General features: G+C 71.9%; 13 protein-coding genes. 6 read left to right on the top strand and 7 right to left on the bottom strand.

Features of this window, described 5'->3' with window-relative positions:
* Positions 1 to 127 precede the first annotated feature (127 nt).
* Together OHA98_RS03330 and OHA98_RS03325 are read right to left on the bottom strand one after the other, a co-directional pair.
* Positions 128 to 946 carry a carbohydrate-binding protein gene (locus tag OHA98_RS03330; protein WP_266922597.1) on the bottom strand — a complete coding sequence of 273 codons (819 nt, stop codon included), beginning with the start codon at positions 944 to 946 and terminating at the stop codon, positions 128 to 130.
* Between the two features lie 152 nt (positions 947 to 1098).
* On the bottom strand, positions 1099 to 2466 hold the full coding sequence (locus OHA98_RS03325) for a carbohydrate-binding protein (protein WP_266922596.1): 1368 nt from the start codon (positions 2464 to 2466) through the stop codon (positions 1099 to 1101).
* Between the two features lie 300 nt (positions 2467 to 2766).
* Between OHA98_RS03325 and OHA98_RS03320 the strand changes: the two genes are divergently transcribed.
* The 3 genes from OHA98_RS03320 to OHA98_RS03310 all read left to right on the top strand — a co-directional run bounded on the left by OHA98_RS03320 (position 2767) and on the right by OHA98_RS03310 (position 9354).
* Positions 2767 to 3564, top strand: a complete 798-nt coding sequence (locus OHA98_RS03320; RefSeq protein WP_266922595.1) for a phosphotransferase — start codon at positions 2767 to 2769, stop codon at positions 3562 to 3564.
* Between the two features lie 1217 nt (positions 3565 to 4781).
* Positions 4782 to 7988 carry a BTAD domain-containing putative transcriptional regulator gene (locus OHA98_RS03315; protein ID WP_266922594.1) on the top strand — a complete coding sequence of 1069 codons (3207 nt, stop codon included), beginning with the start codon at positions 4782 to 4784 and terminating at the stop codon, positions 7986 to 7988.
* An 88-nt stretch (positions 7989 to 8076) separates the two neighbouring features.
* Positions 8077 to 9354: a DUF1015 domain-containing protein gene (locus OHA98_RS03310; protein ID WP_266922593.1), complete on the top strand. Its 1278-nt coding sequence runs from the start codon at positions 8077 to 8079 to the stop codon at positions 9352 to 9354.
* Positions 9355 to 9421: 67 nt separating this feature from the next.
* Here the strand turns inward: OHA98_RS03310 and OHA98_RS03305 are convergent, their stop codons facing one another.
* The 5 genes from OHA98_RS03305 to OHA98_RS03285 all read right to left on the bottom strand — a co-directional run bounded on the left by OHA98_RS03305 (position 9422) and on the right by OHA98_RS03285 (position 16639).
* Positions 9422 to 11224: a fatty acyl-AMP ligase gene (locus OHA98_RS03305; protein ID WP_266922592.1), complete on the bottom strand. Its 1803-nt coding sequence runs from the start codon at positions 11222 to 11224 to the stop codon at positions 9422 to 9424.
* 64 nt (positions 11225 to 11288) lie between these two features.
* Positions 11289 to 12695, bottom strand: a complete 1407-nt coding sequence (locus OHA98_RS03300) for a condensation domain-containing protein (RefSeq protein WP_266922591.1) — start codon at positions 12693 to 12695, stop codon at positions 11289 to 11291.
* Positions 12695 to 12997 carry an acyl carrier protein gene (locus OHA98_RS03295; protein ID WP_266922590.1) on the bottom strand — a complete coding sequence of 101 codons (303 nt, stop codon included), beginning with the start codon at positions 12995 to 12997 and terminating at the stop codon, positions 12695 to 12697. The genes OHA98_RS03300 and OHA98_RS03295 overlap by 1 nt, the downstream gene beginning before the upstream one ends.
* A gap of 91 nt (positions 12998 to 13088) precedes the next feature.
* Positions 13089 to 14798 (bottom strand): acyl-CoA dehydrogenase family protein, encoded by a 1710-nt coding sequence (locus tag OHA98_RS03290; RefSeq protein WP_266922589.1) that lies wholly within the window; start codon positions 14796 to 14798, stop codon positions 13089 to 13091.
* Positions 14795 to 16639, bottom strand: coding sequence for an acyl-CoA dehydrogenase family protein (locus OHA98_RS03285; protein WP_266922588.1), 1845 nt, complete (start codon positions 16637 to 16639; stop codon positions 14795 to 14797). Before OHA98_RS03285 ends, OHA98_RS03290 begins: the two co-directional genes overlap by 4 nt.
* Positions 16640 to 16827: 188 nt before the next feature.
* On the opposite strand from OHA98_RS03285, the gene sbnA reads away from it, so the two are divergent.
* The 3 genes from sbnA (at position 16828) to OHA98_RS03270 (ending at position 19098) form a co-directional block, all read left to right on the top strand.
* Positions 16828 to 17811 carry a 2,3-diaminopropionate biosynthesis protein SbnA gene (gene sbnA / locus OHA98_RS03280; protein ID WP_266922587.1) on the top strand — a complete coding sequence of 328 codons (984 nt, stop codon included), beginning with the start codon at positions 16828 to 16830 and terminating at the stop codon, positions 17809 to 17811.
* An 8-nt stretch (positions 17812 to 17819) separates the two neighbouring features.
* Positions 17820 to 18809, top strand: a complete 990-nt coding sequence (gene sbnB / locus OHA98_RS03275) for a 2,3-diaminopropionate biosynthesis protein SbnB (protein ID WP_266922586.1) — start codon at positions 17820 to 17822, stop codon at positions 18807 to 18809.
* Positions 18810 to 18876: 67 nt separating this feature from the next.
* Positions 18877 to 19098 (top strand): MbtH family NRPS accessory protein, encoded by a 222-nt coding sequence (locus OHA98_RS03270; RefSeq protein ID WP_266922585.1) that lies wholly within the window; start codon positions 18877 to 18879, stop codon positions 19096 to 19098.
* The last annotated feature ends 28 nt before the right edge of the window (positions 19099 to 19126 follow it).

Here is a 19126-nt window from a genome sequence, read left to right as displayed (position 1 = left end):
CCCCCGCACCCCTTCGACGCGACGGGCCCCCGGAAATGTTTCAGACGAACGGCGGAAGGGCCCCGTCCACGCGGAGATCCGCGTGGACGGGGCCCTCGGGGCGGTGGAGCGCCACCGCTGCCGGTGTCTACCCGCGTTCCCACAACGCGGGGACATTCGGCGGTTCCCAGCCCGCCGTGGCCACATGGGCCTGGAGGCAGCGGTAGGCGACCCCGCCATGGGTGACGCGGTCTCCCGCGCGGTAGGAGGTGCCCGTGGCCCAGGTGCCGCCCGTGGGCGGATCGGTGGGGCCGGGTGTCTGGGCGATGTCGAGGACGAAGTCGAAGGTGCCCTCCCGCCCGTTCCCGACGTTGCGCACGTTCATGAGCAGCTCGGGGTCGAACAGCGCGTCCGTGTTGTTGCGCGGCTCGTCGGGGAAGTACAGCTGCGTGGTGAGCACCGGGCGGCCCGGGGCCTGGACCTTCACATGGATGTGCCGGGTGCGGCCGGGGTAGAGGCCCGCCACGATGGTGGTGAGGCTGAACGCCCCCTTGGTGTCGGTGAACTGGTGCCCGCGGAAGCCGAATCCGCTCATGTCGTACCCACCGTTGGTGTCGGCCTGCCAGAAGTCGAGGAGCACTCCCGGGATGGGCTTGCAGGCGCGGCCGAAGACATAGCCGCTGACGGTGAGCGGGATGCCGGGGGTGCTCGGCGTCACCAGGCTGGTGCGGAGGGGGGAGTTGGGCTTGAAGTACGGGCCCTCCATCTGCGGCGGCGTCGGGTCGTCACCGTCGTCGCACGCCGGGGTCGGCGTGAGGGGGGCACCGTTGGAGCCGGCGTCACGGGCGAGGGCGACCCCTCCCCCGGCGAGCAGGGGAGCGGCGGTCGCGACCAGCGCGGCCTTCAGGATGCTCTTGCGGCTGATCCGGCGACTGTTGGGGAGGTCGTCGCTTGCTTCTGGGTTCATGTCGGATCCTCGGGGTTCCTCGGAACGGGAGGGGCGGGGACAGGAGCGGGAGGAGCGGAGAGATCAGGAGGAGCTGGAGACGCGGGAGTAGCGGGAGGAGCGGGAGGAGCGGGAGGAGCTGGGGTCGTGAGAAGGAACGGGAGGCGTGGGGGTCAGACCTGCTGCCAGAGCGCGGGAACGTTCGGCGGGGTCCAGCCGGGCTGCGCCTGGTGGCCCTGGAGGCAGCGGTACGTCGTCCCGCCGTACGTCACCGTGGCGCCCGCGGCGTAGGTCGTGCCGGCCGCCCAGGTTCCGCCCGGCTCGGTCGGCGGGTCGGTCGGGTCGGTGGGCGGGTCGGTCGGCGTCCCGCTGGTGACCAGGGTCAGCCCGTACGCCTGGAGCGCGGGGTTGAGCGGCTGGAAGTACGTCGTACCGCCCTGGGAGCAGTTGCCCGAGCCGCCGGAGGTGACACCCTGCGCCTGGCTTCCGGTGATGAACGAGCCGCCGGAGTCGCCGGGTTCGGCGCAGACGTTGGTACGGGTCACCCCGGAGATGGTGCCCTCCGGGTAGGTGACGCTGGTGTTGAGCTGCTGGATCGTGCCGCAGTGCCAGCCGGTCGTGGAGCCGGAGCGGCAGACCGAGGAGCCGACGACCGACTGGGTGAAGCCGGTGACGGTCACATCGCCGTTGCCGTAGCCGTTCACCAGGGCGCGGGGCGTCCAGTTGGCGTTGGTGGCGACCCAGGCGTAGTCACGGCCGGGGAAGGTGGACCCCTGGAAGGAGCCCTGCGCCTGCTGGTTGTAGCCGCTCGTGCTCACCCCGGGGGTGCCGCAGTGACCGGCGCTGACGAAGCCGTTCTGCGTGCCCTTCTTCACGGGGAAGCCGATGGAGCAGCGGCCGGAGCCGTTCATGTAGTACGCGTCGCCGCCGCGCAGATCCGCGTAGGTACGGGGCTGTTCGGTGGACTCGGCGACGGTCACCAGGTCGCGGCGGACCTTCGCGGCGGCAAGGAAGGCGTCGGCGGCCCGGGTGTTCACGGCGTTGACGACGACCCGGTTGGCGCGCACATCGACGTACCAGACCGGCACGCCCTTGGGCGCCTTGCTCAGGGCGACCTCGTCCAGCGCGGACTTGGCGGCTTCGAGGCGGTCCAGGCTGTGGCCGACGACCTCGGCCCGCGCGCCCGCCGCGGTGATGCTCGCCGTCTCGGAGGCATCGGTGGTGGCAACGGTGAGGGCCGCGTCGGATCCGCCGACCCTGGCCCCGGCGAAGCTGGCGCCGAGGGACTTCTCCAGCCCGGCGGCGACGGCGGCGGCACGGTACTCGTTGCCTATCCGGCTCCTCGCCGCGTCGGCGTCGAGGCCCAGATCGCGCTCCATGGCCCGGAGCAGACCGGGCGAGAGGCTGTCGGCAGCGGGCGTCGTGGCACCGGTGGGGTCGGCGGACGCGATACCGGTCAGACCTGCGAGACCCAGCGCGCCCACGGCGACAGCGGCGGTACAGGCGGCGAGTGCGCGTCTGCGGAGCGTGGCGTTGTCCACGTAACTCTCCTCGATTTCGGGGGGGGCTTGGGGCCGGGGGGTGGCAGACCCAAGGCGAGTCCCGGGCTCCCGGGTGGGGAACCCGGGGTGTGCCGGACTCGGGAATTGCCGAAACCGTAGTCGGGCACCGGAGGGCCGAGGAGATCCCGTTCACCCCCTCACTTCGCGTTATGGGGCGGCCCCCGAGGCGTGCCGCCGAACCCTCTGGAGACCCGCCGCAGGCCGGTGGCCTGGCGCCCGGCCGTCGCCGGGACGTCCGGCGGCTCCCTTTCGCGGGTACGCCCGGGTAGGTTCGGCCTCATGCACACAGGCCAACTTCTGGGCTCGGGACGCACCGCCGACGTGTACGCACTCGACGGCTCCTGGGTCCTTCGCCGCTACCGCGACAGCACCGATGCCACCCCCGAACTGGCCGTGATGTCCTACCTCTGCGCCTTCGGGTTCCCGGTCCCCCGCATCGGCCCGCCCGCAAAAGGGGCCCGCGCAACCGATCTGGTGCTGCAACGGCTGACCGGCCCGACGATGGCCGAGGCCCTGTCGGCGGGGACCCTGCGGGCGGCGGAGGGCGGCGCGCTGCTCGCCGGGCTGCTGCGCGAACTGCACGCGGTCCCGGCCCGGCTCTCCCCGGACCCGGAGGAGCACATCCTCCATCTCGACCTGCACCCGGAGAACGTGATCCTGACGGAGCGGGGACCGGTGGTGATCGACTGGAGCAACACCACGGAGGGCCCGCCGGGGCTCGACCGCGCCATGTCGGCCCTGATCCTGGCCCAGGCCTCACTGGCCCCTGCCTCCCCGGCTTCCCCGCGGTCCCCTGCCTCCCCGGCTTCCCCGCGGTCCCCTGCCTCCCCGGCTTCCCCTGCCTCCCCGCCGTCCCCGGCTTCCCCGGGAGGGGCGGGGACGGGCGCGGAGACACCGGCGGCGGCCGTCCGCGCCCTGCTCACGGCGCTGCTCGGGGAGATGGCCGCGGACGGGGGAGTGAGCGTCGCCGACCTGGCCCTCGCCCGGACCCGCCGGGCGGCCGACCCGCGGCTGACGGAGCACGAGACGGCCGCGCTGGACGAGGCGGTGGCGCTGGTCCGCAGCCATGTGCCGTGAGCCGGGCGCGGTACGCGGCGTGCGCGGGGCGCCGGGCTCGGGAAGACGGGGGCGGGAAGACGGGGGCGGGCTCGGGAAGACGGGGGCGGCGCGCGTCCGTGCGGGGTCGGCCGACCGTGGTCCGTACCGGCCCGGCCGGCCCGTTCCGCAGTGGACCCGCCCCACCGCGACCCCGGTGGAGACCCTCGGCCGGCGCGGCGATTCCCACTGACCTGACCCGCCGGAGACACCGGTACAGGTGCCGGGTGGCCGCCGCCCCCCGCTCCGGGGCCGCGCCCGTGCGGGCCGGCTCGTCATATACGTCCGGCTATTACCGCCCGGTCCCACCGCTCCCCGGCGGACAGCCCCGGGACAGCGCGTCGGCGCACATTGCCCTTTCCTCGGGCCGTCCCGTAATCCCTGGCCGAAGCGGCCGGGCAATGCACATCAACGCCCCTTTATTTCGGCGCCGTTGAGGACGGAGCGCCGATCCGGCAAGCGCCCCGCAAGGACGTGTAAGGCCGCGATCCCTCTCCGACGCCTCTCCATCCCTCTCCGATATCCGATCACGTGAACACACTGCATCGATTCACCGGAAGATATCGGATAAAGCAACCGAAACGGGCTGCGGATTATTGCATTCCGGGTAACGGTGCGCGACATCCCGCCGATGTATGACCGACCGCCCCCATAAGCGGGATTCACCGGATTCCCCGCAGGATTGGCCCCCCTGACACGAAATCCGCGCGAGGCAGGTACGGTAACGATCCCGCCGGGTGCCCCCGGCGGCGACGACGACCTCGTCGCACCTGATCAGAGCCCATGCAGACCTCGCCGGACGAGCGGTGACGACCGGCCGCCGCCGGAGAACCCCGGCGGCCCGCCCACCCGTCCGACACCCCCGTGCCAGAATTATGTCAAGAATCGCGACACGCTTTGATCCGGGGAATCCGCATTGACTTTGTGCCCCGGGTAGTGATCATTGGAAACATGCCTACTGCTGCCCATTATCCGCTTTCGACCAACGCCGCCCGGCCATCCGTGTGTTACCGGCCGACCGGCCATGAGGGCGGAACAACGGGATCGGCTCCCGGGCGACAGCCCGCCGACTCCCGGGCGCAGCAGTGCACGAAGATCCCGGAGCCCGACCGTCCGCGTGTTCTTTTCAGCCACGTCATACAGGAACGGTTCATGGCGACCGCATGCCGTCGGGCATACGACCGGGATGGGAACATGCAGTGACCCACACGCTGTCCTTCAAACTGCTGGGGCCGCTGGAGATTTCGGCCAACGGCGAGACGATCCGGGTGAGCAGCGCACGTCAACGGGCCGTCCTGGCCACACTGCTGCTCTCGCCGGACCGCACCGTCTCGGTCGCGGCGCTGACGGAGGCCGTGTGGCAGGGCACCCCGCCGACCACCGCGCGTAACCAAATAGCCATTTGCATTACCACGCTTCGTAAAATCTTCCGGGAAAAGGCATCGGTCAAAGATCTCATCGAGACGCGGCACCCGGGCTACATTCTCCATTCGAGGGACAGCTATATCGATCTCCAGGACCTGAGCGAATCAGTCGCGAAGGCCCGTCTGACCTCGGCGCACGACGAACGCGTGGATGAGGCGACCGCGCTCTTCGAGCACTCGCTCGCCCTGTGGCGGGGACCCGTCCTGGAAGGGCTGACGGGCGACCGGATCGACGACACAGTCACACAGTTGTCCGAATTCAGGCTGGACATCAACGAGGAGTACGCCGCACTGCAACTGCGGCTCGGCGGCCACCACTCGGTCATCACCCGGCTCACCGCCCTCGTCAAGGAGCACCCCCTGCGCGAGCAGGCCAGGGCGCACCTCATGCACGCGCACCATCTGGCCGGGCGGCGCGCCGAAGCCCTCCAGGTGTACCGGGAGGGGCGCCGGGCCCTCGTCGACGAGCTGGGCATCGAGCCGGGGCCCGCGCTCCAGGAAGTGCACCAGCGGATCCTCCAGGACGCGAACGAGCTGGAGGGGTTCATCGCCCAGCCCTCCCCGGCCGCCCGTCGCCCACCCGCCGCGTCCCCCACGACGCCGCCCGCCACGCCGCCCGCGGCGCCGTCCTCCGTACCGTCCGCGGCGCCCCTCGCCGCCGTCCCGCCTGCCTGCCCGGCTCCGGGCCGGCAGTCCGCCGTGCCCGCCGCCCCGGACTCCGGCGCCGTACCCGCCCCCGTGCCCGCTCCCGCCGGGCACACCCATGGGGTGGCCGTCGCCGTGCCTGCACAACTCCCGCTCCCCGTCACCGCGTTCACCGGCCGGCTGCCGGAGATCGACGTGCTGGACGCGCTGCTGCCCGACGCGGGCGACCGCGGGCCCCTCTCGGTCGCGGTCATCTCCGGGGTGAGCGGCATCGGCAAGAGCGCGCTGGCCGCGCACTGGGCGAACCGGGTCGCCGAACGGTTCCCGGACGGCCAGCTCTTCATCGACGTACACGGCTATCACGAGTTCGACCAGCCGCTGTCTCCGATGTCCGTGCTCGACCAGTCGCTGCGCGGTCTCGGTGTGCCCAGTGCCCAGATCCCGGCCCATCTCCAGGAGCGGTCCGCGCTCTACCGCTCGCTCCTGAACAACCGCAAGCTGCTGATCATCCTGGACGACGTCCGCTCGTTCACCCAGATCCAGCCGCTGCTCCCCGGGCGCGGCCAGTGCTTCGTACTGATCACGAGCCGTGACCCGCTGGACGAACTGACCAGCGACTACGCGGCGGTACGGATCCACCTCAAGCTGATGACGCCGGACGAGGCCGACAGCATGCTCGCCACCGTCATCGGGGCCGAGCGGGTCGCCACCGACCCGGCCTCCGCGGCCCGGCTGGTCGATCTGTGCGGGCGGCTGCCGCTGGCCCTGCGCATCGCGGCGGGCCGGCTGGCCACCCGGCCCCACTGGTCGCTGCGCCAGCTGACCTCCCGGCTGGAGGACCGCTACCGCAGGCTGGACGTCCTGAGCCCGAACGACGGCGGTGTGCGGGCCGGATTCTGGCTCAGCTACCGGGAGTTGTCCCCGGACGCCGCGCGGCTGTACCGGCGGCTCGGGCTGCTGCCCGTGACCACGTTCGCCGCCTGGACGGCCGCGGCCGTCCTCGACGTGGACGTGGACGAGGCCGAGGACCTGCTCGAACAACTCGTGGACGCCCAGCTGCTGGAGGTCTCCACCATCGTCCCGGGCGCGCCCGTCCGGTTCCGGTTCCAGGAGCTGCTGCGGCTGTTCGCCTGGGAGCGCGCGCACGCCGAGGACTCCGAGAGCGACCGGGAGGACACGGTCGAGCGGGCCTACGGCACCATGCTCACCCTGGCCGACGCCGCGCACAGACAGCTGTACGGCAAGGGCCACCTCGCCCCGCACCGGGCCCGGCTCGAAGTGACGCTCCCCGAGGAGACGGTCGCGGACCTGCTGGCCGACCCCCTGGAGTGGTTCGAGTCGGAGCGCACCTCCCTCGTCAGCATGGTCGCCCACGCCGCGCAGAGCGGAGCCTCCGCGCACGCCTGGGGGCTGACCGCGCGCACCATGCCGCTCTTCGAGATGCGCAACTACCTGGAGGACTGGCAGCAGACCGCGCAGACCGCCCTCGACGGCGCGCGCAGCGCGGGCGACGACCCGGGGGCCACGATCATGCTGCGCTCGCTCGGCACGCTGGCGATCTACCAGCGGCGCTACGCCGAGGCCGACTCCCTGCTCTCCTCGGCGATGGAGCTGCTGGAGCGGAGCGACGACCTCCATGAGCGGGCCATCGTGCTGCGCAACCTGGCGCTGTGCTCCCGCTTCAAGGGGGACCTCGACAACGCCGCCGGGCACTGCCGCGCGGCGCTCGACTACTTCGGCCGCACCGACGACCCGACCAGCCGCTCCCACGCGCTCGGGCTGCTCGCCCAGATCGAGCTGGAGCGCGGCGAGACGGATCTCGGCATCACGCTGCTGCGCGAGGCCATCCGGACGAGCGACGAGGCCGGTTCCGTACGCGGCAAGGCGCAGAACATCTACCGGCTGGCGGAGGCCTACCTCCGGGCGGGCGAACTGCCGCGTGTCGAGCGGGCCTGCCGTGAGGTCATCGCACTGACACGTGCACAGGGCGACCGGCTGGGCGAGGCGTACGCCCTGCGGGCCCTCGGCGAGGCACAGTGGCGGCAGAATCGTTCCACCGAGGCGGAGTCCATTCTGCGCGAGGCGCTCACCGCCGCCGAGGACGTCGGGGACCGGTTCCTGCAAGCCCGGATCGAGACCGACCGGGCCTGCGCGGAGGCGGTCCGGGGCGACGCCGCGGCGGTCGCGCGGCTCCAGCACGCCCGGGACATCTTCCGCTTCCTGGCCGCCACCGCGTGGGAGGAACGCACCGCGCAGATCACGGACATGGTCGCCACCACCCGGCTCGGGGTCCGGGTCGACGCGGACGCCCTGGCCCGGCTGCTCGGCACCCGGTAGACGGCTCCGGCGGGCCGCCGGTCTCCGGCCGTCCACCGGTTTCCCGGCGTGAAATCGGATCGAAAAGGCGCCTTCCTACGATGCGCCAATGACATCCACGGGCCCTGCGGGCAACGGCCTGCAGCTCCATCCCTTCCGCGGCCTGCGCTACGTCCCCGAGCGGGTCGGCAGCCTCGCGGCCGTGACCTCGCCGCCGTACACGGCCGGGGCGGGCCCGGACGGGCCGCACCATCCGGACTCCGCCCATCCGCACAGCATCGTGCGGCTGATCCTGCCGCAGGGGGCCACCCCCGCCGACCGCGCCGAGCGCGCCGCCGCCACCCTGCGCGGCTGGCTGTCGGGGGGCGTGCTCGCCCCGGACTCCGAGCCCGCGCTGTACGTGAGCGAGCAGCGCGGCGAGGACTTCGTGCAGCGCGGGCTGATCGGGGCACTGCGGCTCTCCGAGCCGGACGAGGGCATCGTCCTGCCGCACGAGGCGGTGATGCCGCACATCGTCGAGGACCGGGCCGGTCTGATGCGGGCGACGGCCGCGCATCTGGAGCCGCTGCTGCTCGCCTACCGGGGGGACGGCGGCCCGCACGGGGCCGGGGCCGTCGTCGAACGGACCGCGGCACGCCCCCCGCTGCTGACGACCGCCACCCCGGACGGGACCCGGCACCGGCTGTGGGCCGTCACGGACCCGGCCGAACTGGCGGAGATCGACGCCGATCTCTCCGGCAGGCAGGCGCTGATCGCGGACGGGCACCACCGCTGGGCGACGTACCTGCGGCTGCGTGCCGAGCGGCCCCGCCCGGACGCCTGGGACTTCGGCCTCGTGCTGCTGGTGGACACCGCCCGCCATCCCTTCCAGGTCCGTGCGATCCACCGGGTCCTGCGCCGACTGCCGGTGGCCGAGGCGCTGGCGGCGGTCGAGGGCCCCTTCCGGGTCCGGCGGGTCGCGGCCTCCCTGCCCGCCGCCCTGGAGGTGCTGGCCGAGGCCGCCCGGTACGGCAACGCCTTCCTGCTCACCGGCGGCACCGACTTCCACCTCGTCGACCGGCCCGACCCGGACCTGCTCGCCCGTACGCTCCCCGAGGACCGGCCCCCGGCCTGGCGGGCGCTGGACGCCGCGGTCCTGCACGCCACCCTGCTCGACCATCTGTGGAGGATCCCCGACGCCCCGGCGGACATCGCCTACGTCCACGACGCCCGCGAGGCGGCCGAGCGGGCGCACCGGCTGGGCGGCACGGCGGTCCTGCTCCACCCGGTGCGGGAGGAGGTCGTCCGGCTGCTCGCCGGTGAGGGGGTCACGATGCCGCGCAAATCGACGTCGTTCGGGCCGAAGCCGCCCACCGGTCTGGTGCTGCGGAGCCTCGAACACCACTGAGCGCGCACGCGCACGCGAAGGGCGGGCCCGGTCGCCCCGGGCCCGCCCTTCGCGTGTGTCAGCTCCCTCAGGCGGCCGCGCGGGCCTCCCGGGCCCCGGCGAGCAGCAGGCCGACCTGGTCGTTCACGTCCAGGTAGCGGCTCTCCAGCTCGCCGTTCAGGAAGGTCGCGCGGATCGCGGCACGCTGGATCTTGCCGCTCGTGGTACGCAGGATGCCACCGCGCCGGACCAGCACGACGGCCCCCGGCCGCACGCTGAACCCGCGCGCGATGTGGGCCTTGATCCGGCCGGCCAGCCCAGCGAGGCCGTCCTGGCCGATGCCGCCGCGGACCTCGTGGGCCACGACCAGCTGCTCCTCCACACCACCGTCGGGCTGCTGGACGGGGACGACGAAGGCCGCGCCGAACAGGCCCACCAGCTCGTCCTCCTCCACCCGGAGGAAGTGCTCGACGTCCTGCGGGTAGATGTTCCGGCCGCGCAGGATGAGCAGTTCCTTGATGCGTCCGGTGACATAGATCTCGCCCTCGTGGACCGTCCCCAGGTCACCGCTCCGGACATAGCCGCCGTCCCCGTCCGCGGTCTCCACCCGGAAGGTCTCGCGGGTGACGTCCTCGCGGCCCCAGTAGCCCTGGGCGACGCTCGGGCCGCGCAGCCAGATCTCCCCGATCCGGCCCGCGGGCAGCACCTCGCGGGTGGCCGGGTCGACCACCCGTACGTCGTAGGCGGCCGCCGCGCCGCAGCTGACGACGTCGCGGCCGGCCTCGGCGAGGCTCACCGGGTGGAACTCGTGGCGCTCCAGCCGCTCCTCGTCGATGTGGCTGACGGCCAGCTCGCGCGGGCCGGTGCCGGAGATGAACACCGTCGCCTCGGCCATGCCGTAGCACGGGGCCATGGTGTCGCCGCGGAAGCCCGCCGGGGCGAAGCGCTTGGCGAAGGCGGTCAGGGTGGAGGCCTGCACCGGTTCCGAGCCATTGGCGGCGAACCGCCAGCGCGACAGGTCCAGTTGGGACAGCTGCTCGTCGGTGACCTGGCGTACGCACAGCTCGTAGGCGAAGTTCGGCGCGGCCGACCAGGTGATGTCGTACGTGTCGATCATCCGGAGCCACCAGTGCGGCCGCTTCAGGAACGTGGTCGGGCTCATCAGCACGCAGGAGCCGCCCAGCAGCAGCGGTGGCAGCAGGATCGCGAGCAGTCCCATGTCGTGGTACTGCGGGATCCAGGAACCGAAACGGGTGGTGCGGTCCAGCCCGAACGCCTCGCTGAGGATCTGCGAATTGTGCAGCAGGTTCCCCTGGTTGACCATCACGCCCTTGGGGGTGGAGGTCGATCCGGAGGTGTACTGGAGCAGCGCCAGGCTGTCGTGGTCCGCCTCCGGCATGCGCCAGGCGGCCGCGTGGGCGTCGGTGAACGCGGGACCGTCCGTGACGGCGCAGTCGATGCCGGCGGCCGTGTCCGAGCCGGCCCAGTCCAGCACCGAGGGGGCCGCCGCCCCGCTGGTGAGGATGGCCGAGACGGCGGCGTTCTCGACGATGGAGTCCACCCGGCGCCGCTGGTGGCTGTACTGGCCCGGCAGCGAGGACGGGATGGCGACCATTCCGGCGTACAGGCAGCCGACGAACGCGGCGGCGAACTCCAGGCTCTCGGGGTACAGCAGCAGCACCCGGTCGCCCGGCGCGTACCGCGCCTGGAGCCAGCCGGCCACCTTGCGGGCCTCGTGGTCCAGCCGCGCGTAGGACCAGGTCTCGGCGCCGTCCGGGGAGGACGGATCGCGGACGAAGATCACCGCGGGCTCGTCCGGAGTGGCCAGCGCGTTCTCGCGGATGCGTGCGGTGGCGCTCGGAGACCGCATGAGCTGGTGGTGCTGGGACATGGAACCCCCTGGATACGGAGTGGGCTGGGAAGGGCGGTACGGGCGACGGGCAACGGGGACGCGGTCACCAGTCATCGGCCGCCCCCAGCGCCAGCAGCGCGTCCAGTTCGCCGGTGTCGACCAGGACGGGCTCCGACACGGGCCGGGCGAGGTCGTCGACGGCGGCGGTGAGCAGATGGACGTAGTGGTCCAGGAGCTTTCTGACGGTGCCCTCGTCGAACAGGTCCGTCGCGTACCGGAACACCGCGGTGAGGGAGGAGGCGCTCTGCCGCATCTCCACCGAGATGTCGAACTGGCCCTCCAGCTGCGGCACATCGACCAGGCCGACGCTCAGCCCGGCGTACTCCGTGCGGGTGCCCCGCGCCGCCGCCTCGGTGACCTGCTGGAGCAGCGGCTCCAGCCGGCTCGGCGCCACCATCGTGAAGGCCATGCGCACCGGCGGGTTCCGGCTGCCGTACCGGTCCTCCCCGGCGAGCAGGGCGTACGGGTAGCCGATGTGCTTCATCGCCGACATGACCTGGCGCTGCGCCTGGCGGGCCGCCTCCTCGAAGGTCGTGGTGGCCGTGAACCGGGCCGGCAGCACCAGGGTGTTGACCAGGTACCCGACGACCTGGCGCATGCCGGGGCCGCTGCGGGTGGTGGTCGGGCAGCCGATGAGGAAGTCGCTCCGGCCCGTGTAGCGGTGGACGAGGGTCTGGAAGACGCTGAGCAGCAGGGCGAATCCGGTGACGCCGGACCGTCTGGCGCTCTCGCGCAGCCGGGGCACCAGGGCGTCGGGGATACGCAGTTCGCAGGTGGCCCCGTTGAACACACCGGGCCGGTCCTCGCCGCGCGGCCGGTCGGGCAGCAGCTCGGCGGCGGCCGCGCACGCGGTGAACTCCCGCCAGAACTCCTGGAGTCTCTCGCGGCGCGGCCCGGCCAGCAGCTCCTGTTCCTGGGTGACGTAGTCGTCGTACCCGCGCTTCAGCGGGGCCGGCGGCTCGGCGCCGTCCGCCGCGTAGGCGTCCAGCAGCTCCTGGAGCAGCAGCCACTGGGAGGTGGCGTCGGTGACGATGTGGTGGGTGGAGACCACCAGCACCGCGTCGTCCGGCGCCAGGCGCAGCAGCAGGGCCCGGCAGGTGCCCTCGCCCGTCAGGTCGAACGGGGTGTCCCCGAACTCCCGGACCGCCTTGACGATCACGGTGTCGTCCGGGGCGGCCGGTGCGTCCCGCACCCGGAGGGTGACCGACTCCGCCGCCCCGACGAGCCGCCGGGGGCCCGCCGGGGTGTCCGCGAAGGTGGACCGCAGCACATCGTGCCGTTCCACCACGGAGCGCAGCGCCCGGCGGACCCGGTCCTCGTCGAGCGCACCCCGGATCCGCAGGGCGGCCTGCACGTTGTACGCGGGGCTCTCGGGGGCCATCCAGTACAGGAACCAGAGCGCTTCCTGCCCGACCGACAGGGCTCGTGCCCCGCGTCCGGTCTCCGCCATCAGCGGGCGCCGAGCTGGGAGTGGATGTGGGCCGTGAGCGCGTCGATGGTGGGGTGGTCCCAGGCCAGGGTGGCCTCGACGAGGATGCCGTACTCGTCCTCGACGTCGCCGCACAGCGTGAGCGCGTAGACGGAGTCGAGGCCGATCTCGACGAGCAGGTCGTCGGAGGCGATGTCCTGCGGGGTGATGTCGAGGAAGTACGCGACCCGCTCGGTGAGCCAGGCGCGGACGGTCTCCACGGTCGCCGCGTCGCTGACGTCGTCGCTGACGCCGGTGGTGACGTCGGTGGTGAGGTCGGTCATGAGAAGGCTCCTTGAGATGTGCAGGGTGTGGAAGTTGGTCGGCAGAGGCTTTTGGTCCGGGTACGGATACGGGTTCGGGTACGCCTGGACGTCAGGCGCGCGCCAGCCGCGGACGGCCGAGGTCGAAGCCCTCATGGCTTTCCTCCCTGGAGATCAGTTCCTCGAAGAGCCGTCGCTCCGTCGAGTCGGACAGGGCGCCCACGTCGTGGCCGAGCCGGGCCGCGATCCGGTGCAGGGCACCGGTCAGCCAGTCGGTCCCGCGCAGGAACGCGTCGTCGCCGTGCTGGTTGTGCTGCCAGACGCCGAGGCAGGAAGCGGCCATGGCGAGCTGGGAGTAGCGGTCGGCCAGGGCGAATCCGGCCCGGCCGGCGACCACCGAGTGTTCGCTCGGCGGCAGGGCGAGGCAGCGCTCGCGCAGATCGGCGAGGTCCGCCGCCAGCAGGTCCACCAGGAGGACCGCCGCCTCGGGGAGCAGCGCCCGGGTGCCCGGGTGGGTGAGCATCGCGGTCAGATGGTCGGCTCCCCGGGAGGTCAGCTCCAGGGCCCCGTAGTCGATGTCGCCGAGGGGGGCGTCGAGCTCGAACAGTTCCTTGGGCGGGCGCGGGGCGCGCAGCCAGCTGGCCGCCGCCAGGCGGGGCAGCTGGGGCAGCATCGTGGCCTGGCAGACCGAGGCGTTGGCGTGCGCGAAGGTGATGGCGGGCAGGTCGCGGGCGAACTTCTGGAAGACGCCGTACGCACCGTCGCGCAGATAGGAGTTGGCGCCGAGGACCGTGCCGAGCGCGTGCGAGGACCGGTGCAGGACCTTGGGCACGAGGTACTTGTTGGCCGCCGTCAGGACGCTGGTCTGGCCGGGCAGGACGTGCAGGGCGCGGCAGGACACGGTGGACAGGCAGTCACCGGCCAGCAGGTCGAGGAAGGCGCCGGTCAGGGTGGCCCTGGCGTGCGGCAGATCGGCGACGCGGCGCCCGTACAGCCTGCGGTCGAGCGCGAAACGGGTCACGGTGCGCAGCAGGGTGTCCGAGGTGCCGACCATCATGCCGGGCAGCACGGCGCGGGTGGTCTGGAACGCGCGCAGCACGGTCTCCATCGCCCCGCCGACCGGGCCGATGGGGGCGTCGGCGGGCACCGGGTAGTCGGTGAAATCGGCGCCGCCGATCAGGCATCCGCGCAGTCCCACGGTGGGGTGGCGGACATCGCGGTCGACACGGTCGGCGGGGCCGTGGGCGAGGTCCACGAAGAGGTGGGAGTGGCTGCGGTTGCCGGGGCCCTCGCCGGTGCGGGCGAGCAGCACGACGGCGTCGGCCCGGCCGAGGTTGTTGACGATCTGCTTGCGGCCGTTGATGAGGATGCGGTCGCCGCGGGTGGTGGCGGCGAGGTCGGTGCGGGTGAAGTCGTTGCCGTGGGCCAGCTCGTTGTACCCGGCAGCGGTCTTGCCGCCGGCGAGCAGGATGTCGGCCATCCGGCGCTGCTGGGCCTCGTTGCCCGAGGTCCACATCGCGGAGCCGGAGATGTAGTTGGTGAAGCCGTAGCCGAGGGCCAGGGTGGGGTCGCGGCGGGAGACCGTACGCATCATGAGCATCAGGCGCTCGATGCCGGCGAGGCGCCCGCCGAGGCGGCGGGGGACGAACTCGGCGTTGAACCCGAAGGCGTCCAGGGCCTTTTCGCCCTCGGGAAGGATCTCGGCGCGTTCGTCCGCTTCGAGTACGGCCCGGAATCCCAGCGGGTTGGCGGGGTCGTAGGCGTCCCCGAGGACCTCTTCGAGGTCGGCCGTGGTGCACGGGGTGGCGGGTACCGGGTTCATGACGTCTCCAGAAGGGGCTGTGCCGGGTGCGCGGGGGCGGCGGCGGGCGCGGCCGGCCGGAAGGGCAGCAGCGAGAACATCTCCCCCGTCCGGTACTGGTCCAGGAGCGGCGCCATCAGCCGGTCGAGCACCGCCGTGGGGTCGGCCTCGCCGTCGCCCGCTCCGGGCAGCACGCCCGGGGCCAGGCGGCTCGCCAGCCGGCTCAGACAGGCCTCCAGCCACAGGCCGTCCCGCCAGAGCGCGCCGGTGGCCGCGGTGTCCCGGGCCACCGTGTCCCGGTTGCGCAGCCACACCTGGACGCAGGCGGCCGCGGCGGCGCACAGGGTGTAGCGGTGGGCCAGGGAGAAGGCCCCGGCCGGTACGTCGCGCGGGGTGGGGCGGTGGGCCGCCATCTGCCGGTGGGTCTCGTCGGTGGTCCTCAGAAGATCCTCGGCCAGCGCCAGGAGCGCCGGGGTGACCTCGCCGCCGGCGGCCAGCTTCCGCAGTTCGGCGACGCCCGCGGGCAACGAGGCGGCGATGCTGTTGCCGGTACGTGAGGTCAGGTCGAGCCGGGCCGGGTCGAAGTCGGGGACCGTGGTGGTCAGGGTCGCCGCGGTGGCCAGGCCCTCGGTGTCCGTGCGCTCGGCGCGGTAGCCCCGGGCGAGGGCGCCGAACTGGTTGATCAGGGCGTTCAGGTTGACCAGGGTGTTGCCGTCGAAGATGCCGACGATGCGGTGGTCGCGCTCCAGCTTCGCGAAGGCGCCGTGCGCGAACTCCTCGCTCAGGAAGGACCGGGCGCCCAGGAACTGGCCCATGGAGGAGATGAGTTCGTCGACGGTGCTCGGCACCAGGTACTTCACCGCGCTCGACGTCACGCTCATCTCCTCGGTGAGCGCGTGGACCCCGCGCCCGGCGACGAGGGTGACCGCTTCCATGGCGAGCAGATCGGCGTAGGCCTCGGTGAGACTCCGGTGCGCCTGCGGGAGGTCGATGAGCCGCTTCCCGTACAGCTGGTGCTCCAGGCCGAACTCCGCCGCGATGCGCAGGGCCCGGTCGGCCGCGCCGAGGGACAGCGCGGCGCAGATGGTGCGGGTGATCTGGAGGCTGCGCAGGACGATCTCGATGCCCTGCCCCTCGGCGCCGATCAGTGCCCCGGCCGGGACCTCGGCGCCGTGGAAGGCGATACCGCTGATGTCCGCGCCCCGGATGCCGTGGGTCCTCGCGGCGGGCAGGGTGCTGTACGTACCGGGGGCGAGCTCCGCCTTGTCGGCCAGCAGCAGGCTGTAGCCCCGGGTGCCGCCCCCGTCGGCGGTACGGGCGAGGACACAGACCAGCTGGGAGCGGGTGGCGTTGTTGATCAGCCACTTCTCCCCGTCGAGCCGGTAGCCGTCCGCCGTGGGTGTGGCGCTGAGACCGCCGGACAGCAGATCGCTGCCGTGGTCGCGCTCGGTGAGACCCCAGGAGACCACCGCGCCGTCGGACACCCGCTGTCCGAGCGCCCGCGCCTGGCCGGCGGTGCCTCCCACCCAGGTGCTGACCGAGCCCAGATAGGTCTTGGTGTGGGCGATCGCCACGGTCAGGTCGCGGCGGGCCACCACCCGGACGAGCTGGAGCAGATCCTCGTAGCTCCGCAGCCGCCCGCCGTGCACGGCCGGAACGTAGTACGCGGGCAGCCCCTGCTCGTCGAGCCGGCGCACCGCGTCCTCGGGGAAGCCCTCCACCGCGTCGAGTTCACGGAGCCGGCCCGCGAAGAAGGGGAGATCCCGGCGGTGCGGGTCGCCGAGGTCCCGGTCGAATCGGCCGGCCAGTTCGTACGGCGCATAGTGCGCCGGCCGGTCCGGTACAAGCTGAGGTTTCGTCACAACTCCACCTGAGTCAGAGAACGCGTGAATTCCGGAACGAGCCCAGTCTTGGGTACTCGACGGAGCGCTGTCCCGGCCCCGGGCTGACAGGACCTTGCGGTGGCACTTCCCTGCCAGTGCAGAACCCGTAACCCCGTTTGAGCGGCGGCTACTGTCTCCCTTGCACGCCTACAGGTGAGAGGGAATCCATGCCGAAAAGATCGAATTCGGGGATTCTGGGTACGATCGGCAAGACACCCCTCGTGAAGCTGGAACGGATGTTTCCCGAGGGACAGTCAGAGGTCTTCGCCAAGATCGAGCGTTTCAACCCAGGTGGCAGTATAAAAGACCGAAGCGGCCTCAATATGATCGCCGAGGCGCTGCGCAGCGGCGAACTGACGCCGGGGCGTTCGGTCGTCGTGGAGTCGAGTTCGGGAAATCTGGCGGTCGGACTCGCCCAGATATGCAGGTACTACGGCCTGCGCTTCATCTGCGTGGTCGACGCCAAGACCACCGAACAGAATCTGGCCATCCTCAAGGCCTACCGGGCCGAGGTCGAGGTGGTCGACGAAAGGGACGCCGCTACCGGGGAGTTCCTGCCCGTCAGACTGCGCCGGGTACGCGAACTGCTGGACACCGTTCCGCACGCGTACTCGCCCAATCAGTATGCGAACCTGTTCAATCCGAAGGCCCACCAGAGCACGATGCACGAGATAGTCGAGGCCCTCGACGGGCGGCTCGACTACCTCTTCTGCTCGGTCAGCACCTTCGGCACCCTGCGCGGCTGCGCCGACTACATCCACCGGGCCGGGCTGCCGACCACGGTCGTCGCGGTGGACGCCGACGGCAGCGCGATCTTCGGCCGGACCCCGACCAGGCGGCTGATCCCGGGGCACGGCGCCTCCGTACGTCCGGCGCTGATGGACCCGGGAGCGGCCGACGAGGTGGTGCACGTCTCGGACCTCGACTGCGTCGTCCACTGCCGCCGACTGGTGGCGCGGGAGGCGATCCTGGCCGGCGGATCGTCCGGGGCCGTGCTCGCCGCGATGGACCGGATGCTGCCGCGCATCCCGCCCGGCTCCGTTTCCGCGCTGATCTTCCCCGACGGGGGGGACCGCTATCTCAAGACCATCTATTCCGACGACTGGGTGCGGGAGAACTTCGGTGAAGTCTCGCATCTGTGGAAGGGTTGATCTGCCCCATGCTGGTAATCCGTCAATCCGATGTGGAGAAGCTCCTCAGCGGAAAGGAGAGGGAACACATCGAGACGGTCCGGGCGACCTATGAACTGCATGAGCAGGGCGCCACGGCAGTCCCGCACTCCATTTTCCTCCGCTTTCCGGACCAGCCCGCCAACCGGATCATCGGCCTCCCTTCGTACCGGGGCGGTGAGAATCCCGCGGCCGGAATGAAGTGGATTTCATCGTTCCCCGGGAACATCCATTCCGGCATCGCCCGTGCCAGTGCGGCGATGCTCCTCAACTCCCTGCGCACCGGTCACCCGGAGGCCCTTCTCGAAGGCTCTCTGATATCGGCCGCGCGCACGGCGGCCAGTGCCGCGCTCGCCGCCGAGATGCTGACCCGGGACCGGCGCCCCGGTGGGGTCTCACTCATCGGCTGCGGTGTCATCAACCGGGAGATCCTGCGCTATCTCAAGGCCGCCATCGGCAGCCTTGAGGAAGTGACGGTCCACGACAGTTCCACGGCCCGCGCCGAGGAATTCGCCCGCGCCTGTGCGGAAATTCTCCCCGACGCCCGCATTTCTCTCGCGGCCAGCATCGACGAGGCACTGGCCGCCCATTCGCTGATCTCCTTCGCCACCTCGGCGGGCGAGCCCCACACCGATCTGACGGCGGCGGCGCCCGGCACGGTGGTCCTGCACATCTCGCTGCGCGACATCGACCCCGAGACGCTCGTCCAGGCGCACAACATCGTGGACGACGCGGACCATGTGTGCCGCGAGCGCACCTCGCTGCACCTCGCCGAGCGGATGACCGGGGGCCGCGCCTTCATCGACGCGTCCATCGGCCAGCTCATCGCGGGGACACGGACCTTCACGCCGTCACCGAAGAAGGTCACCATCTATTCGCCGTTCGGGCTCGGGGTCCTCGACCTCGCCCTGGCCGTCGATGTGTACGAGAGCGCCCGCGCGCTCGGCCTGGGTGTGGAGATCACGGACTTCCTGTCCTGAACCCCGCCCGCACGGCCCGCGGTTGTCCGCACCAGCACCCACCCCACCCACCTCACCGAGGAGAACCATGTCCAGCGAGCTGACCGACACCACCGTCTACCGCGTCGTCCTCAACACCGAGGAGCAGTACTCGATCTGGCGCGCCGGGCGTGAACTGCCCGCCGGCTGGAGCGCGGAGGGCACCGAGGGCACCCGCGAGGAGTGCCTCGCCCGCATCAACGACGTGTGGACCGACATGCGCCCGGCGAGCCTTCGCCGCCGTATGGAGAGCCGTAGCGCGGCCGCCTGATCAGCCGGCCCCCCGGGGCTGCCCCTCA

Source organism: Streptomyces sp. NBC_00654 (genome assembly GCF_026341775.1).
Lineage (GTDB): Bacteria > Actinomycetota > Actinomycetes > Streptomycetales > Streptomycetaceae > Streptomyces.
The sequence above is the reverse complement of the archived record's forward strand: the minus strand, read 5'-3'. Positions and strand labels throughout refer to the sequence as shown.

Coding starts and splice junctions, on each gene's coding strand:
- sbnB (WP_266922586.1), top strand. CDS start 17,820: ATGCTGGTAATCCGTCAATCCGATGTGGAGAAGCTCCTCAGCGGAAAG.
- OHA98_RS03330 (WP_266922597.1), bottom strand. CDS start 946: ATGAACCCAGAAGCAAGCGACGACCTCCCCAACAGTCGCCGGATCAGC.
- OHA98_RS03305 (WP_266922592.1), bottom strand. CDS start 11,224: ATGTCCCAGCACCACCAGCTCATGCGGTCTCCGAGCGCCACCGCACGC.
- OHA98_RS03320 (WP_266922595.1), top strand. CDS start 2,767: ATGCACACAGGCCAACTTCTGGGCTCGGGACGCACCGCCGACGTGTAC.
- OHA98_RS03295 (WP_266922590.1), bottom strand. CDS start 12,997: ATGACCGACCTCACCACCGACGTCACCACCGGCGTCAGCGACGACGTC.
- OHA98_RS03310 (WP_266922593.1), top strand. CDS start 8,077: ATGACATCCACGGGCCCTGCGGGCAACGGCCTGCAGCTCCATCCCTTC.
- OHA98_RS03290 (WP_266922589.1), bottom strand. CDS start 14,798: ATGAACCCGGTACCCGCCACCCCGTGCACCACGGCCGACCTCGAAGAG.
- OHA98_RS03300 (WP_266922591.1), bottom strand. CDS start 12,695: ATGGCGGAGACCGGACGCGGGGCACGAGCCCTGTCGGTCGGGCAGGAA.
- sbnA (WP_266922587.1), top strand. CDS start 16,828: ATGCCGAAAAGATCGAATTCGGGGATTCTGGGTACGATCGGCAAGACA.
- OHA98_RS03270 (WP_266922585.1), top strand. CDS start 18,877: ATGTCCAGCGAGCTGACCGACACCACCGTCTACCGCGTCGTCCTCAAC.